Consider the following 25,755-nt stretch of genomic DNA (forward strand, 5'->3'; position numbering starts at 1 on the left):
GTTATACATTTAGTCTCTCTTGCCTTGAGAATTTTTGTTTTTTCCCCTCATTGTTTTCTTTCTCAGAACTCTCAAGACATTTTAGCACTGAATCAGCTAATGCCTTTGATAAGAGCGGCGGGACAGCATTACCTATTTGATTAAATTGACTGCCCTCATTTCCGCAAAACACGAACCAATCTGGAAAGCTTTGGAGTCTTGCAGCTTCTCTAACAGTCAATCTTCGACGCCGTCCATCTGGAAGGCGGATTCTCAGCATATCCGATGTGGCTCCGTTCAGGTTTCTGCAAGTAACCGTCCTGCTAGGAGCATTTAAATGGAGATCTCGCGGTCTTATACAACATGATTTCTTCTCATAAGCGGCGATATACCGATCCATACTGGGGGTTAAAAATTTAGAATCAGGCGTGATAGCGTATGCCAGTTCTCCCAATGCTTCGCCTGCTGTTATCGATTTTTTTTCATTAACAGGTCTTGGAAAGGACCACTCCCCTCTATGAGCTACAACAAAGAGTCGTTCTCGCTTTTGTGGAACGCCATATTGAACTGCATTAAGAATCTTCCATTCGACGTTGTATTTTAAATTAGCAAGTTTGGAAATAATATCTTCAAAATAAAAGCGATTACGATATAAGAGACCTCTGACATTCTCAAAGAGGGCAACCTTTGGCTGGTAACGTTTAACAGCATCTAAAAAGATCGGGAATCCATCTCTAGGATCATCTGGTCCTCTTTGATCTCCTATCACACTGAATGGCTGGCAAGGGGGGCCGCCAATTATCACATCAGCATTGTCAGCAAGGTCCAATCCAATTTGCAAAGTGGTACAATGACATTTTCCATTTAAATTTTTAGAATAACTTTGACATGCATCTTTTAGCATTTCATACCCAATTGTCTCGAAACCGGACGCTTCGAAACCTAAAGCTAACCCTCCACAACCAGCAAAGAGATCGATTACAGAATATCCATTATTCTGAACCGTTGTCAGGTCTAAATTCAGTTGTAGATAGTCTAGATATTTCATGCCTGCTTCAGGATTAAGTTGTAGGACTTTTCAAAATAAATAATTAAGGACGTCTAATAACTTTTATCTTCAGTCTGCAATTTCTCCGAAAAGGTACGGATAGGAAAAACATCGAATAAGTACTCAGTGGGTAGTATTGCTACCTACTAGATAACTTTTAGTTTAGGAGGTCATCCCACAATTATAAGAGACCTTGAATAAAACCCGGGATGTATGGCATTCCGGGAAATCGATGACGAACTCTGGGCAATCATTGAGCCGCATCTCCCTCCCCAGAAACCTCATGTCGGGCGACCCCGAACCGACCATCGGGCGATGTTCAACGGGATTCTGTATGTCCTGACCACCGGTTGTACCTGGAGCGACGTTCCTCGGCAATACGGCACGAAATCGACGGTACATCGGTTTCACCTCTATCTTGCCGAGCATAGTATCTATCAAGACATTTTCCTCGACCTTCTTCGATCGGGCTATGAGATCCGGAAAATCGATCTCACCCACTGTTCCACCGATACCAAGGATATCCCGGCTAAAAAGGGGGATCGACCGGTTATGATGGCTATAAGAAAGTAAAAGGGAACAAGCTGAGCGCTCTGGTTGATCGGAACGGTCTCCCCCTTGCCTGTACGGTCTTCCCGGCAAATATCCATGATTCCCAACTTTATGAACCAACCGTTGAAGCGTTTACGATTCCAGAGATGCAGATTCATCCCTCAATCATCTCGGCGGATGCAGCCTACGATGCCCGGGAGATCCGCCAGTACAACCGGAAACGACGGATCAAGAGCAACATCCCGACCAACCCGAGATCCCGGATACACCCGAAGCGGGGAAGACCGCGCTGGTTCGATCCGACACTGTATAAAGAAAGAGGGGCTATTGAACGGTTCTTCAGCTGGATCGAGGCATTCAAGAAGATTGTTCCTCGATATGAACGCTATGAACACTCATTCCTCGGGCTGATCCACCTGGCATGTGCCATCATGATCTGGAGGGTTATGGGATGACCTCTAGTAGTAGGGGATTCTGAGGGCGAGAAAAAGTACCATACTCTCCTTGATCCTCTCTCCTCTTGAACCCTGTACTTCTCAATATCGCGTTCCTGCTCAGCTCGAAAAGGGGCGGTACATTCAGAGTCTGAGCATGCACTCTCTTGATGTGGCTCTCAGATATCCGTGGATCGCGATCCTGATCGCGGTCTGATCTTTATGGATGCCGAGAAGCTTCTTGATCCCTTCTGTCCCTTCCTGATTGTCTCCCGCACTAGTAAGCTTGCAGATGTCAGGTTTTGCTTTTTTCGTGATTTTTCCGTGTCTATCCACAGGGCCGTATGCCGTGCCGCATGCCCCCGATGTTCCTGGCATCGTAGCCGGCCTCACAGAGAATAATCGCGACGGTCAGCCTGCCGGGGTGACCGGGAGCCGGACTTATGAACAGGAGGAGGATCACCGATCCCGGGATCCGGGCGGTGAGGACTGGATCAGGATCCACTCCTCCCTGTCGGCCCTACTTCTGCAACCTCTCCAGGAGCTCGTCGAGCCGTGAGTAGGAGTCTTTCATACCCTCCTCCATATCGGACTGCATCATCCCGTCGCGGTCCTCCACCGAGAGGAAGACCGACCGGCCGGTGAACCGTGTCCGGTTGCCGGGCAGCTCCTCGAACTTTCCCTCCTCGAGGATGACATGGCCGGACTCCGGGAGTCCCTCGAACTCGAACGTCTGGATGATCCGCTCGGGCGGCGTCACATCGTGGTTCACCCCGTGGAACCCGTACTCGTTGCCGTCCTCATCCGTCTGTACATACCGCCAGCTGCCCCCGCTCCGGGCCTCAAACGCCTCTATCTTCGTGGTGTAACCCCGCGGGCCGATCCACTGTTCATAGAGTTTCGGGTCGGTGTGAGCCCGAAAGACCAGATCGCGGGGAGCGTCGAACTCCCGGACGATGATCAGTTCCTGTTTTCCGGGCTCGGCAGTGATCCGGAGAGGATTCCTCTCCGTCAACGCCTGCTCGCCACTTCTTCGTGATTGCTCGGTCATGCTATCCATCTCCGTTCGCCCCTCTCACCGACGTCATCCATGTTATAGGTTATCGGCCTGACCATACGGAGCATCCAGATGTGCCCCGGCACCCGGGCCTGCAAGCGTGCCAAACAGGACAGCCCGGGACTGGGATTCGCTCTCGATAAGGAGTTCTACGGCAAGCCGGCGCCCGCCAAGTTCAAGATGGGCGTCGCGGGCTGTCCCAACTGCTGCAGCGATGCCTGGTTAAAAGACCTCGGCTTCTTCGGCACCGATGACGGGTTCACGGCGGTCGTCGGCGGCAAGGGCGGCGGGACGGCAAAGGTGGGCCGGGAGCTCGCCCAGGGGCTGACCGAGGAGCAGGCCGTGGCGCTCGCGAGGAAGGTCATCGCGTTCTACCGGGAGAACGGGCAGGCCCCCGAACGCCTGGGAGCGACGATCGAGCGGGTCGGCTTCGACAAATTCAAAGAAGCCGTCCTTTGATCTCGAAGGAGTTATTCGCGGCAGATTGATGCGCCCGCACCGGCGGGTACAACCAATCTGCCCCTATTCTCAAGGAATAACGCTGTCCGGTGCGCGGGAGTGTGGTTGCCGTTTGTCGTGTGCGGGTCTGAACCGGGCCGGAGAGGGGGGAGGGAGCGCGCACACGACTTTGCCCCCCTCTTCCGGCCCGGCACGCACGCGCAGGTGTTGAACCGGCCTTCAGAAGGATTGGGGTTTGTATCGCTCCCACCTACGGGGCTGCCGTCACGGGCGGGGAGCCCGCCGCCCCGCTCTCGTAGACGAGGGTATTGTAGCGATACTGGAAGATGTAGATCGCCGGGGATACTGCGAGCATGAGGACCGGGAAGAGGAGAATCCCGGCAATCCCCACGAAGAGTCCGATAACGCCCGTGACGAGGACGACGAGGAAGACCAGGATCATCCCGAAGATCATGAGGACGAGCTGAAGGATGATCTGGGAGAAGATGTACGACCCCCAGCCGATCCTCCGGATCTGGGCAAGGACGGCGGGGATGTTGAATGCCTCGCGGAGCAAACCGGCCTTCGCGAACCGCACCATTGCCATCTGCGCGACAAGCCAGATCAGGACGAGGAGGACGAACGATACGAGGGCGGCGACGGCGGCCACGGGACTGTTCTGCCCGGCAAGGACGCCGGCGCCGCCCACCAGGGCCACCGCGACGACGAGCATGAGCGCGATGTAGGCGAGGTACACGACGAGCAGCTTCAGGCCGTCGAGAAAGAGCCGGCCCCAGCCGCCGAACTCCGGGGCCGGGCCTCCCCGCATGATCCGGACGAAGTAGCCGTAGATGAGCGGGAAGACGATGACGGAGGCGATGAGCTGGAGCCACCGGACCCAGCCTCCCCGGAGGATGTTCCCTGTGTAGTCAAACGAGTCTTCGAGTACTCTCTGGTAGTTTACGGACAACGTATCACCCTGCGAATCGATCCCGAAACTCCGGGCCGCGGTGCATGCCGGACGGGCCGATTCGGGATGCCTCACTATAACGGGTATATCGGGCAACGATCTTCTTGAACGCTTCGATCCGGCTTGAGGGCTGCGCAGATGGGTTCCCTTCCACAAACCCGCGGTCCCGATTGTACAGCCCAGCCCGGCGGTGACCTTTCGCAACGCATGGAACGTTCGCCGGGTAGCCCTCATCCCGGTCGGTCCGCCCGTCGTGCATGTTGATATCCCGGCCGAGCAGACGGCAGAAGCCAGCGTCAGGGGTGGCGCAACCCTCATCATCACCGGCGTCAATCACTCTGCAATGAAACCCCGGGACCTCTCCATCGAGGAGAAGCGGCGGCTCTTCGATTGGCTCGCCGGGCTGCTCTCGAATCGAGAGGAGATTCTCTTTGCCTACGTATACGGGTCGTTTCTGCACGGTCCCTTCCGCGACATCGATATCGGCGTCTTCCTGCAGGCCGACAGCAGCGGAGCAGCCGCTCCGCTCCGATACGAGATGGCGCTTGAGCAGGAACTGGAAGATGCCATGGGCGTGCCCATCGACGTCAGGGTCCTGAACGCCGCGCCCCTGCCGTTCGCTTACTCGGTCCTGCAGACCGGGGAGGTGCTCGTCTCCCGCGATGAGAAGGCTCGCTGCGACTTCGTGTGCAGGATATACACCCACTACCACGATTTCGCCTACTACCGGGAGCGTTACCGGCGGGAGGCGCTTGGTCTCCTGCGATAGCGAGAAGGTCACCGCCCTCTCGTCGGAGCTGGTGCAGGCCCAGGGCGGGGTGACGGATCTTGCGGTCGCTTGAAGGTGCCGCGAGCCCGTGCTCCGGAGAGATCGGCCCCGGCCCGGGGCGCACGAGAACCTGTTTCAATGCAGGCGATCCCTGTGATCCGGCTGAGAAGGTCGCTCGCGAGGATTATGTCGGAGCGATCAGAACCGTTCCAACCCCGAAGTCCACAACGGCATCGTGTCACCGTTCTGCGTCGCCGTGATCAGCGCGTCGCGGATGTCGGCGATCCCACCCACAACCGGCAGGCAGGAGAACCCGATCCACCCGACCATGTAGTAGGGCGACGAAGCGGTCTCCTCCCCGACCAGCCAGTAGAACGACCCGTCGGGCAGCCCGGTCTCCCCGAACGTCGCCCCAAGGATGATGGCGCGCCCGATCTTGGCGAGGTTGATCTCCCCGCTCGCGGCAGGCGTCAGCGGGTCGGGGTCAGCGCCGTCGCGGAGGCCGTCACCGTCGGTATCCGGGTTGAAGGGATCGGTGCCGTACTCGAACTCGGCCATGTCGTCGAGGCCGTCGTCGTCGGTGTCCGCCTTCGTCGGGTCGCTCCGCTGCCTGAAGTGGGTCTTGCCGTTCGCGTCGGTGATGGGCTCCCGGGCCTCAAAACCGTCGGAAAGTCCGTCGCCGTCGGTGTCGATTGCATATGTGTCGGGCGTATGCTGGTTGCCGAACCCGTCGGTATAGCCACCCTCGAAATCGTCCAACAGGCCGTCTTCGTCCCGGTCGCCGTCGGTCAGGGTTGCGATCCCCGGCGCGGTCTGGTCTTTGACGACCGTCACCGTCGTGGTGAACAGCGCGTAGCCGTCCTTCAGGACGGCGACCCGGTACGCGCCGATGAGAACCTGTAACAAGAGCCCTAAAAAGAGGTGACTGAGGTAAAACGCTTACTCGATACCTTTCAGGTCGACACGGCCATCGATCCGGACATAATCCCCCTCCTTCAGTTGGAGGCGGAAGTATCGCTTATCGATCTCGATTATAACCTTTCCAACCCCGAAATCTACAACGGCATCGTATCTCCGCTCGGCGTCGCCGGGATCGTCCGGGACGATGATCGCATCGATGCGCCCGTTCACTTCCAGGAGGGGCAGCGCAGGCTCTGCATAGATCTGTCGATCGACGATCTTGCTCTTCTCCAGCATGTCCACCAACATCCGCAGCATGACTTTTCCGTCTCTTCCGACCATCGCGGGAGTACAGAGTAGATCGTCATCGAAGACCGATGTCCGGGTGCCATCTGCGAACTCGACGCGCACGACCTGCGTATAGACCGTGCCTTGGTATTCGGCGTCCGGTCTCACGCTCACGATGCGGACGGGAATCGTAAGGTTTTCTTTCAGCATTCCCGTTGGAATGCCGCCCGTTTCGGGATGTGCCGTCACGAGATACCCGTTGTCGGCGACAAGGAGGCGCAGTGTCCTCCCAGAGGTCGGCTCGACGTACCGGTACACGTTTTTCTGGACCTCGACGCCCTCCCGGGCACCGGTCATAATGAGGTCTTTGACCTCTTCCCGTTTCACATAGTCCAAACCGAACGCGGAATAAAACTGGTTGCCCGACGGAGTGTTGACATGGTTAGCGACGATGTGGACCCAGCCGCTTCCTTCCGTGTCATCCAAATCCCACACGCCAACTAAATCTTTCCGGCTTATTCCGACCCGGATGTAATCTCCTATCTGGTAGTCAGGAAAGGAATCACGTTCTTGATGGCAAAGATCAACGCCAATCGTACCCATACCTATGTCAATATAAAAAGTAGGATGATTCTTATCGATATCAACGATTTCGCCAAAAAATAAAATAGGTCCCTTTTCTAGACTGATCTCATCTTCAGGCGAGTGATACTTTGATTCGACGCCTTTCATAGGTAAAGCCAGTTTTTCGACATGGGCACAAAATGCCGAAACGCCTACTGTCTTGATTGTGCCCACCATCTCGTCCCTGCTGCTCCCGTCCGGGTCAAACAGGTAAATTATCGTTCCATCCTGCAATTCAATAAAGACAGTCTGCTCGCACACTTCTCCATGGTCGTCCAGCATGCCGAGAATATTTTTTAGAATCTTTCCTCTCACTCGTGCTCGAAACATCTTTATCACCCCGTCAACTAACTGAACAGACTCCGGATGTGTGGTGGAACCTTACCCTTACTAACGGACAGTGGATAAGCCGTACGGAGATACCCATTGTCACCAATCACGACTAGTAAAAAGTGCTCTTCATCGATCTTCTTCCAATATCGAATAGAACTCCTCGGATCCATTGTTCCTGTCTTCGCACAATCCAGTATCAGATCTTTAATAAGATCTCTATTTACGTACTGTTCACCCAGTGGTAGAAATTGATTTCCGGAGTTCGGATTAATGATATGATTGTTGACAATATGGATCCAGCCTGTGCCTCCTTCTTTATCGTAAACCCACGATGTCGCACCTGCAGCCGTACCAAGCTTTCCCTCCTCCAGCCAGATGACCTTCCCGTCCGCCCGCTTGACGACTGCCAACGTCCGCAACAGGTTTCCGTTGCTTCTCACGACCACCTTCAGCTCATCCTCGGTGATCCCGTTTATTAGCAACCGATCGATCACCTCGTCGCCGTGTGCTTTACGAATAGCGTTTATCGCTTCCGCGGCCTCATCCGTATATGGCGCAACCCCGACCAGCAGCACCATCGCCGGCTTCAGCAGCTCCGGGTGCTTCAGGACGAACTTTCCGACGACGGCCGCGACCTTCGCCGCATCCCCGTAGCCCGGGATCAGCGCGGCAAGGTTGAGCCCCGTGCCGACCAGATCGCCCCGCGAGATCGTCGCGGCGATGTCCCGGAGGTCGCCGATGACGAGGACGCCGCTCGCGACCCAGCCGGCCAGGTAATAGACGTTGTCGTGGTCGTCGGCGCCCCACTCACCGAGGACGGCGCCGAGGAGGAACTCCCGGCCCATCTCCAGCGGGCCGTAGCGCTCCTCGTAGACCAGCGGGTCGTAATCGGGATCAGTGTCTCCTTGGCACCATTAAAAAGGAACTAAGGGTCATTCTGCATTTTCTGTTTTTCTTTCAAGAACTTCAGGGGGTGCTCCCACCAGAAGTTAGCTGGAGTATATGGGTCGACGGCATCAGCACAGCATTTGATGATCTCATCGATATGTTGCAGATATTTACTCCTGAAAGTTTCATCAAGGGCGGATATTTTTGCCTTAATTTCTGTAAGATCATAGTCCCGTTCTAATTCGATCAGTAATATCTCCAGAGAACTGCGAGTAGCAAAATCGTTCGGGATTTCAAGTTCAAAAGGCTCCTGATCGGCAAAATATCGTATTGTCACGGGATAATAGTAAACCTCATCGTTCAGCAGAGAAAACAACTTTTCGCGATAATCCTGCCCCTTTTTCTCTTCCAGTGCGGTTAGCTTTCTAGTTATTCTCTCATATTCCGCGCGAAATCGCTCACAGTCGACTCCTTCCTCTTCGAGCAACTGCATCCAAAAAGGGAGACAGTGTTTTAACCCATAGGGTGCATCGACAGGGTATCTCCCGAGTCTTTTCAACTCGTCGTAGTGTTCGTCGGTCTCTTCAATACTTTTCTCATAGCTGAGCAGGCCTTTTATTACCCTGTTGAGGAGCTTGTTATCTACCATTCTCTCATACCACGCTCACGAATCTAATTCAACCTAACCAATCTGTCGGTGATCCGTACATCCACATAATGGGTAAGAGGCCTAGCATCCGGTTTGAAGAAGGTCGTGATCAGGCCATCCTTCGTTATACTCACGAACTCGTTGGCACTACGGTCATAAACGACCAGCGTGTCATAGCCCACTTGGTAATACAACTCGACAGTCCCGTCTCTCCGGTTGCTCAAGGTAGTAGCCTTCTGCAGGTATACCGATTTCGTAAAGGTCTCGCCCCATTCGAATTGACCGAGCACGTGATCGGTGTAGTGTTTGTCCAGATTCCCTGAAGCCGTGAGCTTCTTCGTCGGCGTCCACCCGCCTTCGCAGACGTTCTCGAGCATATGCCTGACGCGGAAGAGGTTGACGTTCTCACCGTAGAGTCTGACCAGCGTCGAATCCGTCGCTCCATTTGCCCTGAGCACATCGAGGACCTCGTCGCCGTAACTGTACTTCAAGATGCTCAGCGCTTCAGTCGTTTCATCCGAGTACCGGGTCACCCCGGCCAGCAGGAGAACAGCCGGTTTCAGCAGCTCCGGGTGCTTCAGGACGAACTTCCCGACGACGGCCGCGACCTTCGCCGCATCCCCGTACCCCGGGATCAGCGCGGCGAGGTTGAGCCCCGTGCCGACCAGGTCGCCCCGCGAGATCGTCGCGGCGATGTCCCGGAGGTCCCCGATGACGATGACGCCGCTCGCGACCCAGCCGCCCAGGTAGAAGATGTTGGCATGGTCGTCGGCACCCCACTCGCCGAGGACGGCGCCGAGGAGGAACTCCCGGCCCATCTCCAGCGGGCCATAGCGCTCCTCGAAGACCAGCGGGTCGTAGTCGGGATCGTACCACTCCTCGTAGCCGGAGTGGCCGTCACCGTCGGTGTCGGCCGACCAGAGATCGGTGCCGATCTCCCATTCGAGGGCGTCGGAAAGCCCGTCGCCGTCGCTGCCCGGGTTGAGCGGGTCGCTCTCGATCGCATCCTCCAGGTAGTCGTCGAGGCCGTCGCCGTCCGTGTCCGCCTTGTTCGGGTCGCTCCGCTGCTTGTAGTAGGTCTTCCCGCCTTCGGTGACCAGTTCTCCAGCCTCGTAGCCGTCTGAAAGCCCGTCCCCGTCGGTATCGACCGCATACGGGTCAGGCGCATGCCAGTTGCCGAACCCGTCGCGATACCCGTTCTCGTAGATGTCCGGCAGCCCGTCCCCGTCCAGGTCGTCATTGTTCAGGTCCGGTGTCAACCTGAAGTGGAGCGAACCGATTAGCGCAGTCTCGCTATGGATGGTGAGAGGCTCCGCATCGCCGTAGCATGCTCTCCGGCGAGCCGGACACAGGGCAAGCGGACCACGCAACCCTCATGCGCGCGCCTTGAGCGGGAGGAGAACCCGGAGACCCCTCAGGAGCCCCGCCGCCCCCGCGACTCCCCGATGAGATACCCGGCGTACGGCACCCTCGACACCGCCCGCACCACCGCATAACTCACCAGCACCGCCGCCGCGAAGAGCACCGGGTAGGTCTCCCAGTCCGCCCACGAGAGCCCCGTGAGGGAGAACCAGAGGCTCGCGCCGGCGGCGATGACCAGCGGATGGACGAGGTAGATCCCGTAGGAGTGATCCCCGAACGATCGTGATGCGCCGCTGAACCTCCGGCCGGTCCCCTCCAGCCGCCAGGCCGCGAGGACGAGCGCGGCGATGACCGGGACGTAGTAGAAGGGTTCGAGGATCCGGTAGACGCAGAAGATTGCAAGGGACATGCCGCCGAGGCTCCCGGAGAGGTAGACGGCCGCCACCCATATGCCGCCGACGAGGAGGGCACCCCCTCCGGCCGCAACGAGAATCCCTGCGGGGGGTAAAGACCTGAGCGCCGACCGGAACCGGTCCGTATGCCGGGCGACGTGGATCCCGGCTACAAAGTAGAAGAGGTGCGAGGGAAAGAGGCGGATCAGCACCGTGTACCACTCCGGGCCTGCAAACGCTCCCATGAGATGGGCGCCCGTGTTCCAGAGGATCAGGAGGAAGAAGAGCGAAAGAAGGGGGTAGAGCGCCGCCCCGGCCCGGTCGAAGAAGTCGTAACCTCTCGCGACGAGCGGGAAGAGAAGGTAGAGCTGGATGATCAGCGCAAAGAACCAGAGGTTGTAGGCGGCTGTCCCGAGGAGGAGGGCTTCCGTCACCCGCTCCGGGGAGGGCACCCCGGCAACCCCGATTGTCCCTTCGACCGTCACCATCAGGTAGAGGCCTGAAAAGAAGATATAGGGGATGAGGATCGTCTTCGCCCGGCGGCGGTAGAACCCCCGGATCGAGAGATCGCCAGCATATCGCGCCGCGAGCACCCACCCGGATATGAAGATGAAGACCGGCACCGCGAAGTGGGCGGCGATGTAGACGAAGACGTCGAGGAGGGCGAGCAGGCTCACGCCGGGGATGCGGGTGTAGTTCATGGCGACGTGGACGGCGATCACGGCGAGAGCGGCAAACCCCCGCATGTACTCTATCTCCCGAAACCAGACCACCGGGACCACACCCTCTGCCCGCCCGAAGGCGGGCGCAAGCAGTAACAGGATTGCAGGCCGGCATATATGAATCCCCCGCCCGTCCGGCGACCGGTCAAGCACTTATAATCTCCGGCGACACTACCTATCAGGAGAGTGAGTCCATGCAGTACTCGGAAGGGCAGGTCGGCAGGGTCTTCACCGTCCGGATCGACGACGGGGAAGACTTCATCAGGGAGATCGAGCGGTTTGTGGCGGCGATGAACATCCAGAGCGGGATGATCCACTTCCTCGGCGCCGCCCGGAACGCGACGCTGGTGACGGGGCCCAAGGAGATGGTCATTCCGCCGACGCCGCGACGGGAGGAGATCTTCGGGGGCTGGGAGCTCCTCGGCTTTGCAACGATCCACCCCGGCGTGGAGGGGCCGTCCCTCCACATCCACGCCGTGGCGGGGAGGGGTATCCGCTCGCTCGCCGGGTGCCTCCGCGAGAAGGCGGAGGTCTACCTGGTGATCGAGGCAATCGTCACGGAGTTCGTCGGGATCTCCGCCCGGAGGCTCCCGGACGAGAAGACCGGCGTCGACCTGCCGGTCTTTGACCGGGTACTCCCATGAAGGAACAGCCGGCGTTCCTCCCCATGACGATGGAGGAGGCGGAACGGCTCGGCATCGACCGGTTCGACATCATCCTCATCTCCGGCGACGCCTACGTCGACCACCCCTCCTTCGGGACGGCGCTGCTCGGGCGGGTGCTCTGGGACGTCGGCTACTCGGTCGGGGTCATCGCCCAGCCCGACTGGCGGAGCAACGATGACCTCCGGCGCCTGGGGGAGCCCCGGCTCTTCTTCTCGGTCTCGTCCGGGAACGTCGATTCAATGGTGAACGCCTTCACGCCGAACCTGAAGCGCCGGAGTTCAGACGTCTACTCGCCGGGCGGGAAACTCCTCCGGCCCGACCGGGCGACCCTCGTCTACACCGACCGCATCCACGCCCTCTACCCGAAGACGCCGGTCGTCATCGGGGGTATCGAGGCAAGCCTCCGGCGGTTCGCCCACTACGACTACTGGTCCGATTCGGTCCGGCAGGCCATCCTGGCCGACGCCCCCGCCGACCTCCTGGTCTTCGGGATGGGCGAGCGGCAGGTGGTCGCGATCGCCGACCGGCTCGCCGCCGGAGAACCGGTGGGCGCCCTCACCGACATCCCCGGCACCGCCTACCGGATGGACCTGAAGACCTGGCGGAGCATGGACCAGGCCGGATACGTCGTCCTCCCCGGCTACGCGGAGGTGAAAGAGGACCGCTATGCCTACGCACGGGCCTTCGCGCTCCACTGCAACGAGCAGGACCCCATCCGGGGCCGGCCGGTGGCGCAGCCGCACCAAAAGACCGTCGTCATCCAGAACCCGCCGGCGATGCCGCTCTCGGGCGAGGAACTCGACCGGATCTATGAGCTCCCCTACGCCCGGAGGGCCCACCCCTCCTACACCGAACCCATCCCGGCCCTCGAGCCGGTGAGGTTCTCGGTCGTCAGCCATAGGGGGTGCTTTGGGTCCTGCTCGTTCTGCGCCCTCACCCACCACCAGGGACGGATCATCCAGAGCCGGAGCATCGACTCCATCGTCCGCGAGGTGGAGCGGATGGCGAGGATGCCGGAGTTTACGGGTGTCGTCCAGGACGTCGGCGGACCGACGGCCAACATGTACGGCATCCACTGCGGCCGGTGGGAGACCGCCGGCACCTGCCCCGACCGCCGTTGCATCGACTGCCCCGCCCTCGACCGCAGCCACGAGGAGCAGCTCCGCCTCCTCCGGCGTCTTGCGGAGATTCCCGGGGTGAAACGGGTCTTCATCGCATCGGGCATCCGCTACGACCTGATTCCCCCGGGGGAAGAATACCTCCCCCTCGTCTGCGAGCACCACGTCTCCGGGCACCTCAAGGTCGCCCCCGAACACGTCGCAGAGAGGGTCACCGCCTCTATGGGCAAACCCCCCCGCGAGGCCTTCGATGCCTTCAGAGAACGGTTCGAGGCCCTCCAGGCCGGGAAGAAGAAGCGGCAGTACCTTGTCCCCTACCTCATGTCCGGCCACCCGGGCTGCCGGATGGAGGATATGGTCGAGCTCGCCGAATACGTCCGGGACACCGGGCTCTACACCGAGCAGGTCCAGGACTTCACCCCGACGCCGATGAGCATATCGACGACCATCTACCATACCGGGCTCGACCCCTTCACCCTCGAGGAGGTCTACGTCCCGAAGGGCCGGGAGAAGCGGGTGCAGCGGGCGCTCATGCACTACCGGGACCCGGCGAATCACGCTCTCGTCTGCGAGGGACTCCGGGCGGCCGGGAGGGAGGACCTCATCGGGAGCGCGTGGAACTGCCTCGTCCCGGCACGGGGCAAGGGCGGCAGGCCTACCCGCGCAGGACCGAACCCACGGCAAACCCGGCGGCCGCCGCGATAAACCGGTTCGGGATCAGCGGGATGACGAGGGTCGTCACCGCGAGAGAGACGGCGATGTTCGGGATCGTACCCGGAGTGGTGACGGACTCAAGCGTCTGCATCGTGCAGGAATGCCAGACCGGGTGTTCGGGCGGGGTAACCCTCTCCACCATGCCGCTCGCCGCTCTCATGGCTGTCGACCGCCACACACGCTCCCGTGCCAGACTCTGCCTGCAGGTCATGATCGCAGGGTTGGCGCCGGATACTACTTATTCCTATGGCCGGCAAATCGCTCCCGGATCCGGCGGATGCGGATCCGGTGACAGAAAGAACAGAGTGCCTCGAGGTTCCCGGGCACGAGAGGACCGCCGCAGATCACGGGCTCGCGGAGGTCGAAATGCGTCGACCCGGCGGCGAGGGGGGCGTTGCATCCAGCACACCGGTGGCACTGCCGATCGAGGATAGCCTGAACGGTCTCATCCGATAGATACGCCTCCGTGGTAGCCGCTTCCCCGGAAGGTTCTGCAACCTGTACACCACGCTCCATAGCAACACGGAGAGATGCCTATCCTGATTAATATACTTTTTCACGCCAATCCGACCGCAGGGGCCCGGCAAGCGGTGAGACCGGGGGGCCGGAGCCTGATACCGCAGGAGTGAGGAAGTTTCCTGCAGAATAAAGAGAAAACCTATTGTTTGTCGACAGAAAATGCATCAGCATGCACTACGAGATCACAGGAGACAACCTGCAGATGGTGACCCTGCGCCTCGCTCCCGGCGAGAGCATCTGCGCCGAGGCCGGCGCCATGGTCAACATGAGCGGGAACATGCAGATGACCACCAACATGAAGGGCGGGCTCTTCAAGGGGTTGAAGAGGATGGTGACCGGCGAGGGGCTCTTCATGACCGAGTTCACCCCGCAGGGAGGAGAGGGCTTCGTCTCGTTTGCCGGGAACGTCCCGGGCAAGATCTTCACCCTCAACCTTGCCGGGAACGAGTTCATCGCCCAGAAAGATGCCTTCCTCTGCTCCGAGCAGGGGATCGACCTCGATATCGCGTTCACGAAGCGCCTCCGGTCGGGCGCCTTCGGCGGCGAGGGGTTCATTCTCCAGCGCCTCTCAGGCAGCGGGACCGCGTTCCTCCACTGCTGCGGCGACATCATGGAGATGACGCTTGCGCCCGGCGAGGTCGTCAGGGTGGAGACGGGGCTCGTCGTCGGGTTCGAGAGCACCGTCGACTACAGCATCCAGCTCGCCGGCGGCGTGAAGACCGTCTTCTTCGGCGGCGAAGGACTCTTCCTGACGACGCTGACCGGGCCGGGTCGGGTCATCGTGCAGTCCATGGACGTCGCAAAACTTGCCGCCTCGCTGATCCCCTACCTCCCCATCCAGAGCAACTCGTCGGGACGGTAACCTGATAGTCGGCGAGGACAGAAGAGTACGTAATGAACCTCGTCATGGTCGTGCACGGCCCGGAGGCATTCGATGCCGGGGATGTGGATCGGCTGATCCGCCTCCTCTCCCCCCGGCGGGTGCTCGTCGCGGGGGTGATGGCCCGGACCGCCGCCGAGGAGTCCGACCTCCCGGTGGCCTGCACGGACGAGCGGCCGAGCGTGGTCCTCGGCGCCCTCGCCGATCAGGCATGCCTCGTCAACCGGGGAAAGACCCCGGAGTCGGGCCGGATCTTCGGGGAGATTGTCGCCGGCCGCCTCTCGGCGGGGCTCGTCCACGTCGAGACCTCGAGCGGGACCGTCTACTGCTGGGATGGCGGCGACGAGAGCCTTGCCCGCGAGATCGCGGACCTGACCGGCTACGCTCTCACCCACGCAACGGGCGACCGTACCCGACGGGAGGGCGTCCGGGAGGTCCGTGGGTGCATCCCGGGCGAGGCGGTCTTCGTGAACGGGATCGTCGTCGGGACGGCGACAGAAGAGACGGTCGTCCTCGCAAGCGAGGGTGGGAGCTTCCGGGCCGTCTCCGGCCTCGATGCAAAGCCCCACGGGTTTGAGAAACTCCTCCGGGCGGGCCTCCCGGAGATCACAGGGGCCTGGTGCAAGAGCGGGCCGGTGCGGACGGCTCCTCCACGGCAGGGAGGGCGGGCTCCCCGCGGGGGCAGGGTCGCGGTCATCGACCACTGCGGCCACACCCTCTATCATGAACTCGGGGACGGGGTCTGCGGCGTCCTCGCCGTCGGGGACGATACCACCGCCGTCTGCGGCCACATCTGCTCCCACGCCGGGATCCCCGTCTTCGGGGTGGTCGACGGGGACGCCGATGCCATCGTGGCGCCCGGGTTCGCGCCGGGCTCGGTCGTCGTCGAGGTCATCGACGGCCGGGACGATGATATCGGCCGGGAGATCGCGGCGACGAGGGATCTTTTGGCAGACACCTGGGAGGAGTGGGTCGAGGAGACCCTCCGTACCCTCACGGGAAGGGTGCGGGTCGTCCTCGACCTTCGCGGAGAATAGGAATGCAGTGCGCCGAGTGTAAGGGGAGGGGGTTTTGCGGGCTTGAGCGCTGTCCGATCATGAGCAGGTTCTACGCCCGCCTCCCGGTCAGACCGAGCGACCACTACCAGGGAGCGGCACCATCGGTCTTTGTGGGGAGCTACGGCTACCCGAAGGTCGCGGGAGGGCCGCTGATGATCGACGACGCCGACAACCCGCCGGACTGGGTCAGCCGGGGGCTCGGCATCGAGGATATCGTGGGGCTCCGGGCCCGGACGATCCGCGGGGCCGGCGAAGCGAAGGACCTCTCCGGAAGCATCCAGGAGATCGCGCTCTCGAGCAAGCCCCTCGACGTCGAAGTCCGGTTCGTCAAGCCCGTCGCCTTCGACCTCCGGTTCGACGGGACGATCGCCCCTGTCGGGCTCACCGGGGCCATCCGGGATATGGACGTCCTGGAGAACGCCCGGGTTGAGCGGGCGGTCGACCGGGCGACCTCCGACACCGATCTCGGCGCGACCGACGCCTGCGAGATCCTCAACGCCTCCGGCATCGACGTCTACCGGATCACCCAGCTCATGACCGCCGGGCTCCTCGGCAAGAAACGGCGTGTCGTCCCCACCCGCTGGGCGATCACGGCGGTCGACGACACGGTCTCGACCAGGCTCAAGAAGAAGATCGCCCGCTACCCTCCGCTCGGCGGGATAGAGGTCTTCTCCGCCGCGCTCTACGGGAACCATATCGTCTGTATCCTCGTCCCTGGCGACTGGAAGTACGAGATGATCGAGGTCTGGGGGAAGCAGTCGCTCTGGGGCGGCGGGAACGAATCGATCACCCGCGACGGCGAAGGCATGACGAAGTCCGGCTACTCGCCGATAGCCGGGGCCTACTACTCGGCGCGCCTCGCGGTCGCGGAATACCTGGAGAGCGTCCGGCGCTCGGCACGGGTGCTTGTCGTAAGGAACGTCACGAGCGAGTACTGGGCGCCGCTCGGAACCTGGGTCATCCGGGAGGCGGCGCGGAACGCAATGCGGGGCGAGAAGAGAACGTGCGCGAACCTCGAGGAGGCGGTGAACCTCGCCTCCCGGTTGATAGGGTTCACCCACTGGCGCCCCCACAGCAGGCTCATCCCGGAGCTTGCGACGCAGAGGACGCTTTTTGATTTTTAGAGAGACCCCTGGCCGTTCTTCTGCCGGGCGTAGCGGTCGATGAGGGAATCAAGGCTCTCGGCCTCGTCGACGCTCTTGTCCTCACGCACCCGGACGAACCGCGGGAACCGGAGCGCGTAGCCGCTCTCGTAGTTCGGGCTCGCCTGGATCTCGGAGTAGCCCACCTCGAAGACCACCTCCGGCTCGAGCGTGACCTCTTTTCCCGAACGGGCGATGACCCGGTCTTTGAAGAGGGCGTAGAGCTCGGCCAGCGTCTCGTCGTTGATCCCGGTCGCCACCTTCCCGACGGAGAGAAGCCGGCCCTGGTCCTGGACCGCGAGGAGGAACGACCCGAACGTCCCGGCCCGCCGGCCCTCGCCCCACTCGGCCCCGATGACCACGAGGTCGAGCGTCTCGACACCGGGCTTCACCTTCACCCAGAGGCGGCCCCGGACGCCGGGGGTGTAGGGCGAATCGAGGACCTTCACCATCACGCCCTCGTGGCCGAGACCGAGCGCCTCGTCGTAGATCGCCTCCGCCCCGGCAACCTCGGTGACCCGGAACTGCGGGGCGACGTGTGCGCCAAGCACCTCATCAAGGATCTTCCGCCGCTCAGAGAGGGGTCGGTCCATCAGCGACTCGCCATCGAGATAGAGGATATCAAAGACCCGCGGGACAAGCTCGATCTGCTCCATCATCGCGTCGACCTCGTGCTTGCGCCGGAACCGCCGGATGACGTACTGGAACGGCATGGGCTTCCCGTCCCTGACGGCGACCGCCTCTCCGTCCAGGATGACGTCGTGGTCGGTCGCCTCCACGAGGAGCCGGGCGATGTCGGGGAGGCTGCCCGTGACCTCCTCGAGTTTCCGCGAGTAGATCCGGCTGGTGCCGCCGACTTTGTGGAACTGGAACCTGCTTCCGTCGTACTTGTACTCCACCGCCACCTCGCCGTGATCCTCAAGCTGCGTGGCGATCGTCCCCGCCTGGGCAAGCATCATCTTCACCGGCCGGAAGGGCTCGATCGTGACGCGGGAGAGGGCTTCAGGGTCGCGCCGGGCAAGGAGGGCGACCTCACCGAGATCGTTCATCGCCTGGTGGGCATGCTCGACCAGGCGGACGTCGACCGCGAACGCCTTTGCGACGGCGTCGCGGACGTTCCCCTCGCCCATGCCGATGCGGAGCTCCTCAAGCATCAGCCTCGCGAGGTAGCGGCCTTCAAGCGGGCGGACGTTTCCGAAGAGCCCCTGCGCCACCCGGAGTTTTTCTCGCTGGGACCGCTGTCCTCCGGCGGCTGCCATCCGCTCGAACTCCCGGTAGACATCGACGAGGTCGAGAGCCTCGATGAAGAACGAGGTCTGCTCCTTCTTCGCGAGGAGGCGCTCGACGGCAAGGCCCGCGTCGCCGGTTGCGTTGATCGCCTCGCGGACGGTCTCCCTCTTCGTCCCGACGACGTAGGCCACGGCGTCGTAGAGGAGGTTCGGGCCCACGCCGAGGTTGTTGGTGCTCCAGTCGGGGAAGACCCTCCCCATGATGAAGCGGACAAAGATGGGGAGTTCGTCGTCGTCGAGCCCGGGCAGGACGGCGGCGACCTGCTCGATCATCTCCAGACGCCCCGGTATCCCTTCAAGGCGCTCGCAGACCTCGGCGAACTCCAGAAATTGCATACCCATATCTCCTAGAGTGTTTCCCGCCGGGAGGAATCAAGTCTTCCCTTCGGCACGGTTGAAGTGGGAGTACCGCCAACCCTCATCCATGAACCAGGACGAAGAACTCAAAGAGATGCTCCGCGACCTCATCTGGCTCAACAGCCTGATCGCGACCGAACTCATTCAGATCACCGAGAACACCTCCCAGATCCTCCGGAAAGCGGCTCCCCCGGAGGCCTGCATCACCGAGCACGCGGCCCTGCGGGCGACGGCGCTCGAGATCGCCGACCGCTACCGGCCCGGCACGATGTTCCGGCAGCATGTCCAGAAGCATCAGTAAAAAAGTGATGGGCCGCCGTCAGGCTCCGGCGGCAACAAGCCCCGCGTCCCTGACGACGAGGTCCGACTCCTCGATCAGGCTCTCCGTCAGGGCAATCTCGACCGTCCCGTTCGCCGGGTCGACGGTGCTCGCCGTCGCTCCGGTTGTATCGTTCCCGACGGCGGTGAAGGCATACCCTTCAGGGCAGACGACCTCGACGGTGTAGTTTCCCGGGGCAACGCCGCTAAAGAGGTAGAGACCCTCGCAGGCGTGGGAGAAGGTCTCTGCCGTCGCGACCTTCTCGCCCGCACCGTCGAGGAGGTTGACGGCAACGCCGCTCATGCCCCACTCGCCGGCGGTCTGGACGCCGTCGGCGTCGGCGTCGAGAAAGATGGTCCCGCCGATCGTGCCGGCGGTCCGCCCGAGACCCGGTTCCGGCGGAACTGCGGCCGCCGCGCTTGCAATCGTACCAAAGACCAGTGCTGCTATTATGATGACTGTAAGAACGCTGATTGCTCTCATTCGGTTCACCTCATCTTCCGGGCGCTGGCAAGAGCGATCCGGGTGGTGTAACCCCCGGGACTGAATGGGTTTTTCCCGATCCCCTGTCCGCCGGGGTTCGACCTATGATGGGGCTTATAATATAATAATATTATTAATTAAATCCCGGCCGGTGATGCCATCTTCTGAGCGGCAATGTCACTCCATTCACGGTTAAAAGTGAAGATACCCGGCCACACCGGGTTAGACTACGCAGGGGGAGAGAGAGCCCCTGCCGGCTCCGGGGCAGGAGGATCGCGCGCAACACCCTCAGGTACCGCGTCCTCCGGGGGCAGCGTCACAGGTGGGGTCTCGTTCACGACCGGCGCCGACAGAACTTCGTCCGTTCCGTTCTTCGCCATACCTTCCTCCTCACCGGCAGCACTCTCGTTCTCCGGGAGGCCAGAACCGCCGTCCGTCACGTTCTCCACGGCACCGGCGCCTCCATCCTCCGGGCCATCCGCGCCACCCGCTCCAGCCGTCGATGATGGGGTGATAGAGAGGACCAGCCCCGCGTCCCTGGTGACGACATCGCCCCCGGCAACGGTGAAGGGACCTGTCGAGCCGGTCGTGGGGTCGGCAGAACTGTCTCCGCCGGCAGTCGTGAACGTGTAGTCGTCCGGCGGGGTGAACACCAGCGAGTACTTCCCGGGCAGGAGGGGGCCGAAGAGGTACAGGGAGGAGTACCAGTCATGATGGCCCGTGCGGGCCGATGCCACCTGGTTCCCGCTCGCATCCAGGAGGCGGATCTCGACATCCGTCAGGCCGTGGCCCTCGTCCTTGAGCCCATCTCCGTCACCGTCGCTCCAGGTTGTCCCGAGTATCCACCCGTAGGTCTCTGCCGGAGTCGCCGGGTGGTGATTGCCGATGAAGCCCGCGTTCAGGGTCTGTCGTCCGGTCCCGTCTTCGGCGAACGCCACGGTTGCATCTATGGGGCTCGCATCGCTGCCCTGACCGGAGACGGTGCAGGAATAGCCGTCCGGCATCAGGAATTCGGCACCCCTGTAGCGCCCCGGGGAGATGTTCTCGAACCGGTATGACCCGTCCGGGTCGGTGACGACATGGTCGAGCATGGTCCGCTCACCGATCAGCCGTACGCCGATGCCGGGGATGCCCGGTTCGCCGGTGTCGAGGACGCCGTCCGCGTTCAGGTCGTACCAGACCGTTCCCGCTAATGCGGTCGCGTTCAGGTTGTCATTCCCGTTGTCGTCTCCATTGTCATCGCCGTTGTCATCGCCGTTGTCATCTCCATTATCATCCCCGTTTTCCGTAGGCGTTGGGGCCAGATCTCCGGTCGGCATCGGGGTCACATTCTCATCATCGTCCCCATTGTCATCGTCATCGTCATCCCCGTTGTGCGTAGGCCTCGGAGTCACGGTTCCGGTCGGTATCGGGGTCCCGGTGCTTGTCCCCGTCGGCGTCGGAATCACATGCCCGTCGTCATCGTCTCTATCATCACCCGGCGTCGTCACCGGCGCCTTCTGGGGCACGATGGGCGCCTTCGGGGGCTTTATGGGGGTTGCCGTGGGTCCGGGCGTCGGCGTTTCGGTCGGTGTCGGCTCCGGGGGCGTTCCCAGTCTCACCGTCCAGGCGTCTGTATTCACCGCCCCTCCCCTCTGTGTGGTGTTGAGGGTTCCGGCGAAGACGTACTCTCCCGGTGCGATCTCGAGGATGGAGGTGGCCCGGTCGCCGGGATTTTCACCCCCGAATGTCCTGCTCCAGGCCACCGCACCTTCGGCGTCGGTCGCGACCAGCCAGGCATCGGTGTCATCCACGCCGGGGAACCCTGTCTCCCCTGCGACGAGATAACCGCCGTCTGCGGTCTCGATGACCGTTTCGGCCGACTCGTTCACGCCGAAGTCGCCGTAGATCCAGTTCCAGACGACCTCCCCGTCGGGGGTGAGTTTGAGGAGGAGCACATCGGTATCGACCGTTGTGTTGTCAGGCCGCTCCGTGAACGTCCCGGCGACGAGCAGGTTGCCGTCCGAGGTGGTGATCACCGCCCGGCCGGCATCGTCGTCGGGGCTGCCGAACGTCCTGTTCCAGACTTCTTCACCCGACTCGTCCAGCCTTACTACCCAGACGTCGGCCATGCCCGCTCCCGAGGACTCGGTGCTGCCGGCAACGACGAAGTCCCCGCCGGGAAGCCGGGTGACGGCGTCCGCCCGGTTATTCCCGGCTTCGCCGAACGTCCTGTTCCAGACTTCTTCACCCGTCCCGTTCAGCCTGACCACCCAGGCGGCGGACTCGTTCTCACCCCAGGGCGCGATGGAGCCGGCGAAGAGGTAGCCGCCGTCATCGGTCCCGGTCACCGCGTTCGCCGAGGCATTGACGTCCGGGCCGCCGTAGGTTCTGTTCCAGATCTCGCCGCCCGCAGGATCGGTCTTCACAATCCAGGCATCGGTATCCGCCCGCGTCCCGTTCGTGACGAGGGTGAGGTTCCCGGCGAAGAGGAGGTTGCCGTCGTCGGTCCGGATGAGGGAACGTGCGACGTCGGTCTCCTTCCCGCCATACGTCCTGTTCCACTCCTCAGTGCCCTCCAGCGTCAGCCTGACCACCCAGGCGTCCGCCTTCCCCTCGCCGGACGATTCCGTCTCCCCGGCGAGGAAGAACCCGGTCCCCCCCGGGATCGGAACAATCGCGTATGCCGCATCATCGGCATCCGGCCCCCCATACGTCTTGTTCCACAGAACTGCGCTATCCCCTGCCCCTGTTGCCGCAAATGCGACGAACGCGAGCGCCGAGAGCAGAATAATCCAGATATATGTGCCACGTTGCATGGTCTCCCTCTCCTCATCTCCACCCGGGAACATGCTGCGGTCTGTGCCGGAGACTGCCCTCCCACCTTCCGGGGCCTTACGGTGTATCGCTATAAAATCCGGGTTTATCCGGTGAAAACCGGGCCTCCTGCAGAGTCCCCGGGTCCCGCAGCATCACGAGGTCTGCACCCCTATAGCGCCATTATTATAATAATATTGTTTCAATGTGCCCGCGTGGCGGCGGTTCGAGGGCAGCTGGTGCACCAGAAGCGAGACGTCCCTTCCTCTCCACATGACCGGGCGTATCTGCTGCCATGGCTGCCATTTCTCTCGTTCGCCGGGGAGAGGGCAGTGCCCATACCCTGTGGCGGTCCGGCCCTGCCGGTGCATCTCCTCGACTTCACAAAAGCATCAATACGCTTATGAACAAACATCTGGTAGGAAACCTGCATGAGACTCTTGCTTGCAATTGCACCGGAACAGTTCAGGGACGAAGAACTGGAGACCCCGAAGAGGGTCTTTGAGGAGGCCGGGATCGACGTCGATATCGCCTCTACGATCGCCGGCACCTGCACGGGGATGCTCGGGGCCACCGCGGAGGCGACGATGACGTTTGACGACGTCGATCCTGATAACTATGACGGGATCGTCGTGGTGGGCGGCGCCGGATCCCAGGACCACCTCTGGGGGAGCGAGAGGCTTGTGGCCCTGGTCAGGGCATTCTTCGAGCAGGGCAAGGTCGTTGCCGCCATCTGTCTCGCGCCGGTCGTCCTGGCGCGGGCGGGCATCCTCGCGGGGCGGCAGACCACGGTCTACCAGAGCCCGGCGGCGGTCGCGGAGATGAAGAAGGCCGGCGCGAACCTTCTCAGCATCCCGGTTGTTGCGGATATGCAGGTCGTGACCGCGAACGGCCCCCATGCTGCCGCACAGTTCGCCGACACCGTCATATCGAAACTCGAATGCTGAACGATACACACGGCGGTGGGGTGAGCCGGGCGGACTGCACTCTGGTGATCCCCGCGTACAACGAGGAGCGGCGGATCCGGTCGCTCCTCGACGACATCTCCGGCTTTGCCGGCCCCCTGATATTTGTCTGCGACGGGACCGATGCCACCCCCGCTATCATCGATGCGTTCGCGGCCGATCACCCGTCGCGTACGATCCGGTGCCTGACGTTCCCGCACCGCCTCGGCAAAGGAGGGGGGGTTGTCGAGGGCATGAAGGCGGCCGCCACGCGCTACATCGGCTACATGGATGCCGACGGTTCGACGTCCCTTGCCGAGATGGAGCGCCTCTTTGACCGCCTTACAACGGTAGACGGCGCCATCGGCTCGCGCTGGGTCCCCGGCTCGGTCCTCCCCGTGCGGCAGGGTTTCCGGCGCCAGGTCGAGAGCCGTCTCTTCAACCTTCTGGTCCGGCTGCTCTTTGGGCTCGATTACCGGGACACCCAGTGCGGCGCGAAGGCCTTCCGGAGGGAGGCGCTCGACGCGGTTCTGCCGTCCATCCGGTCGACCGGGTTCGAGTTCGATGTCGAACTCCTCTGGCGGCTGCAACGGCGCGGCTGCCGGGTGGAAGAGGTCCCGATCACCTGGGAGAACCGGGAGGAGTCGAAGGTAATGGCACTGGACGCAAAAGAGATGCTGTTTGGTATGATCCGGCTCCGGTTCGGGTAGTTCGCCTCCCGCTGCTCCTCCCGGAACAGATCGCCGGGTTTTAAGCCTTTCTGGGCCGAAGGGTTCTGCAAGAGCGGTGAAATCCGGTGTTTGAGAAGACGGTCTTTGTGGAGGGGATCAGCGGGGGAGTGCAGGTCGACGCACCGTTTGTCGTGGATGCTGCGGAGTTGCGGGAGAAGCGGGACGGCAAGTATATCCTGCTTTCCATCTCCGATAAGACCGGCCGGGGGCCCTGCAAGGTCTGGGGGACGTCCAACCACGACATGCGGCAGATCGAGGAGTTCTGCCACAACATCCGGGTCGGCGAGGTCTACCGGATCCAGGGATACGCGAAGGAGTTCAACGGCACCTGCGAGGTGAACGTGAACGACGGGATAGCCCATCTGACGGATCCGATCCGGAGCGATCTCATTGAACCCTCCTGGTTTGTCTACGCACCTGCCGACAGCGACGGCGTCCGGCGGGGGCTCGGGCGTATGGCCGCCGGAATCGAGGATCCCGGCATAGCCTCCCTCGTCTCACGGGTCATGAACGACGTCCCGGGATTTTTTGAAGCGCCCGCGGCCAAACGCCGGCACCACGCGTATACCGGCGGCCTCGCGGAGCACACCCTCGAGACCGCGGAGATTGCGGCGAACCTCGCGGGCACCGTCTGCCGGGCGGAGATGGACACCGATGTCCTCCTCGCCGGCTCCCTCCTCCACGACATCGGGAAGGCACCCTGTTTCCGCCGCCAGGGCTTCTCGTTCGTCGCGCTCCCGGAGTATACGCTCGTCGGGCACACGGCGATCGGGGCCGCGGCCCTCCTCCGGCACGCGGCAGGCGTCGACCCTGCACGGTTCAGCCACATCCTCCATATCCTGATGGCGCATCACGGCCCCCACGGCGAGGTCCAGCCCCGGACCCCGGAGGCCTGGGCGGTCCACTTCGCCGACAACGCGAGCGCCACCCTCCGGAGCGTCTGTGACGACGTCGCCGGCCTCAGCCCGGGAGAGGAGCGGCAGGGGGCACGGACGCGGCAGCTGGTCTACCGGTTTTGACCATTCTCACGCGAACGAGATCCGGAGAGAGGCTCGTAAACCACCGGTTGCTATATCAAAAAAGCGACTCATATATTGTCTCGATCGGCAAATACTCTATTATCTTTCGAATATATTGCCCTTCCGATCCCGACCGGCGAAGCCGGAGCGCCCCGCAAAAAAGAGGTTACTCCCCCTTCAGGTAAGCCTCGGGGTCCCGCTCGAAGAGCTTCTTGCACCCCGGGGCGCAGAAGTAGTAGGTCTTGCCCTTATACTCGGACGTGAACTTCGCGGTCGCCTCGTTGACGTCCATCTTGCATACCGGATCAATTGCCAC

General features: G+C 61.7%; 28 protein-coding genes and 1 pseudogene. 13 read left to right on the forward strand and 16 right to left on the reverse strand.

Translation table 11 applies throughout. The features are described from left to right. Position 1 precedes the first annotated feature (1 nt). A complete protein-coding gene (locus BRA49_RS13185; RefSeq protein WP_292386585.1) occupies positions 2-1,027 on the reverse strand; it encodes a DNA cytosine methyltransferase in 1,026 nt (341 codons plus the stop codon). Positions 1,028-1,240: 213 nt separating this feature from the next. On the opposite strand from BRA49_RS13185, the gene BRA49_RS13655 reads away from it, so the two are divergent. After that, positions 1,241-1,600 (forward strand): transposase, encoded by a 360-nt coding sequence (locus BRA49_RS13655; RefSeq protein ID WP_394339126.1) that lies wholly within the window; start codon positions 1,241-1,243, stop codon positions 1,598-1,600. Next, a pseudogene (locus BRA49_RS13195) lies at positions 1,576-2,034 on the forward strand (IS5 family transposase); the annotation flags it as partial. The gene BRA49_RS13655 and the pseudogene BRA49_RS13195, both read left to right, overlap by 25 nt. A gap of 307 nt (positions 2,035-2,341) precedes the next feature. Here BRA49_RS13195 and BRA49_RS13200 read toward each other — a convergent pair. Then, positions 2,342-2,518, reverse strand: a complete 177-nt coding sequence (locus BRA49_RS13200; protein WP_292386588.1) for a hypothetical protein — start codon at positions 2,516-2,518, stop codon at positions 2,342-2,344. Positions 2,519-2,533: 15 nt separating this feature from the next. Continuing rightward, the gene (locus BRA49_RS13205) at positions 2,534-3,064 is read right to left on the reverse strand and encodes an SRPBCC family protein (RefSeq protein WP_292386589.1); all 531 of its coding nucleotides are present in this window, start codon (positions 3,062-3,064) and stop codon (positions 2,534-2,536) included. Positions 3,065-3,136: 72 nt separating this feature from the next. Here BRA49_RS13205 and BRA49_RS13210 point away from each other — a divergent pair, with 72 nt between their 5' ends. Next, complete coding sequence (locus BRA49_RS13210; protein WP_292386667.1) at positions 3,137-3,529, forward strand: hypothetical protein; 393 nt, start codon at positions 3,137-3,139, stop codon at positions 3,527-3,529. 250 nt (positions 3,530-3,779) lie between these two features. Here BRA49_RS13210 and BRA49_RS13215 read toward each other — a convergent pair whose 3' ends face one another. Continuing rightward, a complete protein-coding gene (locus BRA49_RS13215) occupies positions 3,780-4,478 on the reverse strand; it encodes a DUF4013 domain-containing protein (protein ID WP_292386590.1) in 699 nt (232 codons plus the stop codon). A gap of 190 nt (positions 4,479-4,668) precedes the next feature. Here BRA49_RS13215 and mntA point away from each other — a divergent pair, with 190 nt between their 5' ends. After that, positions 4,669-5,247 carry a type VII toxin-antitoxin system MntA family adenylyltransferase antitoxin gene (gene mntA / locus BRA49_RS13220; protein WP_292386591.1) on the forward strand — a complete coding sequence of 193 codons (579 nt, stop codon included), beginning with the start codon at positions 4,669-4,671 and terminating at the stop codon, positions 5,245-5,247. 198 nt (positions 5,248-5,445) lie between these two features. On the opposite strand, the gene BRA49_RS13225 is transcribed toward mntA, so the two are convergent. The 6 genes from BRA49_RS13225 to BRA49_RS13250 form a co-directional block, all read right to left on the reverse strand. Next, the gene (locus tag BRA49_RS13225) at positions 5,446-6,153 is read right to left on the reverse strand and encodes a hypothetical protein (RefSeq protein ID WP_292386592.1); all 708 of its coding nucleotides are present in this window, start codon (positions 6,151-6,153) and stop codon (positions 5,446-5,448) included. A 33-nt stretch (positions 6,154-6,186) separates the two neighbouring features. Next, positions 6,187-7,374 (reverse strand): hypothetical protein, encoded by a 1,188-nt coding sequence (locus BRA49_RS13230; RefSeq protein WP_292386593.1) that lies wholly within the window; start codon positions 7,372-7,374, stop codon positions 6,187-6,189. Between the two features lie 32 nt (positions 7,375-7,406). Beyond that, positions 7,407-8,237 carry a hypothetical protein gene (locus BRA49_RS13235; RefSeq protein ID WP_292386594.1) on the reverse strand — a complete coding sequence of 277 codons (831 nt, stop codon included), beginning with the start codon at positions 8,235-8,237 and terminating at the stop codon, positions 7,407-7,409. 80 nt (positions 8,238-8,317) lie between these two features. After that, on the reverse strand, positions 8,318-8,929 hold the full coding sequence (locus BRA49_RS13240; RefSeq protein ID WP_292386595.1) for a hypothetical protein: 612 nt from the start codon (positions 8,927-8,929) through the stop codon (positions 8,318-8,320). 23 nt (positions 8,930-8,952) lie between these two features. Next, positions 8,953-10,188: a hypothetical protein gene (locus BRA49_RS13245; protein ID WP_292386596.1), complete on the reverse strand. Its 1,236-nt coding sequence runs from the start codon at positions 10,186-10,188 to the stop codon at positions 8,953-8,955. Between the two features lie 155 nt (positions 10,189-10,343). Next, the gene (locus BRA49_RS13250; protein WP_292386597.1) at positions 10,344-11,558 is read right to left on the reverse strand and encodes an acyltransferase; all 1,215 of its coding nucleotides are present in this window, start codon (positions 11,556-11,558) and stop codon (positions 10,344-10,346) included. A 41-nt stretch (positions 11,559-11,599) separates the two neighbouring features. Between BRA49_RS13250 and BRA49_RS13255 the strand changes: the two genes are divergently transcribed. Together BRA49_RS13255 and BRA49_RS13260 are read left to right on the forward strand one after the other, a co-directional pair. After that, entirely contained in the window at positions 11,600-12,049 is a 450-nt protein-coding gene (locus BRA49_RS13255) for a PPC domain-containing DNA-binding protein (protein ID WP_292386598.1), read from the forward strand. Next, a complete protein-coding gene (locus tag BRA49_RS13260; protein ID WP_292386599.1) occupies positions 12,046-13,893 on the forward strand; it encodes a YgiQ family radical SAM protein in 1,848 nt (615 codons plus the stop codon). The genes BRA49_RS13255 and BRA49_RS13260 overlap by 4 nt, the downstream gene beginning before the upstream one ends. Here BRA49_RS13260 and BRA49_RS13265 read toward each other — a convergent pair. Next, positions 13,844-14,113, reverse strand: coding sequence for a hypothetical protein (locus BRA49_RS13265; RefSeq protein WP_292386600.1), 270 nt, complete (start codon positions 14,111-14,113; stop codon positions 13,844-13,846). The genes BRA49_RS13260 and BRA49_RS13265 overlap by 50 nt on opposite strands. A gap of 23 nt (positions 14,114-14,136) precedes the next feature. After that, on the reverse strand, positions 14,137-14,418 hold the full coding sequence (locus BRA49_RS13270; RefSeq protein ID WP_292386601.1) for an HNH endonuclease: 282 nt from the start codon (positions 14,416-14,418) through the stop codon (positions 14,137-14,139). A gap of 172 nt (positions 14,419-14,590) precedes the next feature. Here BRA49_RS13270 and BRA49_RS13275 point away from each other — a divergent pair, with 172 nt between their 5' ends. Genes BRA49_RS13275 through BRA49_RS13285 form a run of 3 tightly spaced genes read left to right on the forward strand, consistent with a single transcriptional unit; the run spans position 14,591 to position 17,483 of the window. After that, entirely contained in the window at positions 14,591-15,283 is a 693-nt protein-coding gene (locus tag BRA49_RS13275) for a TIGR00266 family protein (protein WP_292386602.1), read from the forward strand. A gap of 32 nt (positions 15,284-15,315) precedes the next feature. Then, the gene (locus tag BRA49_RS13280; RefSeq protein WP_292386603.1) at positions 15,316-16,338 is read left to right on the forward strand and encodes a DUF2117 domain-containing protein; all 1,023 of its coding nucleotides are present in this window, start codon (positions 15,316-15,318) and stop codon (positions 16,336-16,338) included. Positions 16,339-16,340: 2 nt separating this feature from the next. Further along, a complete protein-coding gene (locus BRA49_RS13285) occupies positions 16,341-17,483 on the forward strand; it encodes a hypothetical protein (protein ID WP_292386604.1) in 1,143 nt (380 codons plus the stop codon). Here BRA49_RS13285 and BRA49_RS13290 read toward each other — a convergent pair. After that, complete coding sequence (locus BRA49_RS13290; protein WP_292386606.1) at positions 17,480-19,126, reverse strand: ATP-dependent DNA ligase; 1,647 nt, start codon at positions 19,124-19,126, stop codon at positions 17,480-17,482. The genes BRA49_RS13285 and BRA49_RS13290 overlap by 4 nt on opposite strands. 88 nt (positions 19,127-19,214) lie before the next feature. Here BRA49_RS13290 and BRA49_RS13295 point away from each other — a divergent pair, with 88 nt between their 5' ends. After that, positions 19,215-19,448: a hypothetical protein gene (locus BRA49_RS13295; RefSeq protein ID WP_292386607.1), complete on the forward strand. Its 234-nt coding sequence runs from the start codon at positions 19,215-19,217 to the stop codon at positions 19,446-19,448. A gap of 18 nt (positions 19,449-19,466) precedes the next feature. Here BRA49_RS13295 and BRA49_RS13300 read toward each other — a convergent pair whose 3' ends face one another. Then, a complete protein-coding gene (locus tag BRA49_RS13300; protein WP_292386608.1) occupies positions 19,467-19,949 on the reverse strand; it encodes an SdrD B-like domain-containing protein in 483 nt (160 codons plus the stop codon). A gap of 227 nt (positions 19,950-20,176) precedes the next feature. After that, positions 20,177-22,747 (reverse strand): SdrD B-like domain-containing protein, encoded by a 2,571-nt coding sequence (locus BRA49_RS13305; RefSeq protein ID WP_292386609.1) that lies wholly within the window; start codon positions 22,745-22,747, stop codon positions 20,177-20,179. Positions 22,748-23,176: 429 nt separating this feature from the next. On the opposite strand from BRA49_RS13305, the gene BRA49_RS13310 reads away from it, so the two are divergent. The 3 genes from BRA49_RS13310 to BRA49_RS13320 all read left to right on the forward strand — a co-directional run bounded on the left by BRA49_RS13310 (position 23,177) and on the right by BRA49_RS13320 (position 25,439). Beyond that, positions 23,177-23,692, forward strand: coding sequence for a DJ-1/PfpI/YhbO family deglycase/protease (locus BRA49_RS13310; protein WP_292386610.1), 516 nt, complete (start codon positions 23,177-23,179; stop codon positions 23,690-23,692). After that, positions 23,686-24,399, forward strand: coding sequence for a dolichyl-phosphate beta-glucosyltransferase (locus BRA49_RS13315; protein ID WP_292386611.1), 714 nt, complete (start codon positions 23,686-23,688; stop codon positions 24,397-24,399). The genes BRA49_RS13310 and BRA49_RS13315 overlap by 7 nt, the downstream gene beginning before the upstream one ends. A gap of 86 nt (positions 24,400-24,485) precedes the next feature. After that, positions 24,486-25,439: an HD domain-containing protein gene (locus BRA49_RS13320; RefSeq protein ID WP_292386612.1), complete on the forward strand. Its 954-nt coding sequence runs from the start codon at positions 24,486-24,488 to the stop codon at positions 25,437-25,439. A gap of 166 nt (positions 25,440-25,605) precedes the next feature. On the opposite strand, the gene BRA49_RS13325 is transcribed toward BRA49_RS13320, so the two are convergent. Beyond that, positions 25,606-25,755, reverse strand: a complete 150-nt coding sequence (locus BRA49_RS13325; protein ID WP_292386613.1) for a YHS domain-containing protein — start codon at positions 25,753-25,755, stop codon at positions 25,606-25,608.

The organism is Methanoculleus sp. UBA430 (assembly GCF_002506585.1).
Taxonomy (GTDB): domain Archaea; phylum Halobacteriota; class Methanomicrobia; order Methanomicrobiales; family Methanoculleaceae; genus Methanoculleus.

Coding starts and splice junctions, on each gene's coding strand:
- BRA49_RS13240 (WP_292386595.1), bottom strand. CDS start 8,929: ATGGTAGATAACAAGCTCCTCAACAGGGTAATAAAAGGCCTGCTCAGC.
- BRA49_RS13285 (WP_292386604.1), top strand. CDS start 16,341: ATGCAGTGCGCCGAGTGTAAGGGGAGGGGGTTTTGCGGGCTTGAGCGC.
- BRA49_RS13290 (WP_292386606.1), bottom strand. CDS start 19,126: ATGCAATTTCTGGAGTTCGCCGAGGTCTGCGAGCGCCTTGAAGGGATA.
- BRA49_RS13255 (WP_292386598.1), top strand. CDS start 11,600: ATGCAGTACTCGGAAGGGCAGGTCGGCAGGGTCTTCACCGTCCGGATC.
- BRA49_RS13270 (WP_292386601.1), bottom strand. CDS start 14,418: ATGGAGCGTGGTGTACAGGTTGCAGAACCTTCCGGGGAAGCGGCTACC.
- BRA49_RS13265 (WP_292386600.1), bottom strand. CDS start 14,113: ATGACCTGCAGGCAGAGTCTGGCACGGGAGCGTGTGTGGCGGTCGACA.
- BRA49_RS13275 (WP_292386602.1), top strand. CDS start 14,591: ATGCACTACGAGATCACAGGAGACAACCTGCAGATGGTGACCCTGCGC.
- BRA49_RS13655 (WP_394339126.1), top strand. CDS start 1,241: ATGGCATTCCGGGAAATCGATGACGAACTCTGGGCAATCATTGAGCCG.
- BRA49_RS13310 (WP_292386610.1), top strand. CDS start 23,177: ATGAGACTCTTGCTTGCAATTGCACCGGAACAGTTCAGGGACGAAGAA.
- BRA49_RS13305 (WP_292386609.1), bottom strand. CDS start 22,747: ATGCAACGTGGCACATATATCTGGATTATTCTGCTCTCGGCGCTCGCG.
- BRA49_RS13300 (WP_292386608.1), bottom strand. CDS start 19,949: ATGAGAGCAATCAGCGTTCTTACAGTCATCATAATAGCAGCACTGGTC.
- BRA49_RS13260 (WP_292386599.1), top strand. CDS start 12,046: ATGAAGGAACAGCCGGCGTTCCTCCCCATGACGATGGAGGAGGCGGAA.
- BRA49_RS13280 (WP_292386603.1), top strand. CDS start 15,316: ATGAACCTCGTCATGGTCGTGCACGGCCCGGAGGCATTCGATGCCGGG.
- BRA49_RS13295 (WP_292386607.1), top strand. CDS start 19,215: ATGAACCAGGACGAAGAACTCAAAGAGATGCTCCGCGACCTCATCTGG.
- BRA49_RS13205 (WP_292386589.1), bottom strand. CDS start 3,064: ATGACCGAGCAATCACGAAGAAGTGGCGAGCAGGCGTTGACGGAGAGG.
- BRA49_RS13185 (WP_292386585.1), bottom strand. CDS start 1,027: ATGAAATATCTAGACTATCTACAACTGAATTTAGACCTGACAACGGTT.
- BRA49_RS13315 (WP_292386611.1), top strand. CDS start 23,686: ATGCTGAACGATACACACGGCGGTGGGGTGAGCCGGGCGGACTGCACT.
- BRA49_RS13235 (WP_292386594.1), bottom strand. CDS start 8,237: ATGGGCCGGGAGTTCCTCCTCGGCGCCGTCCTCGGTGAGTGGGGCGCC.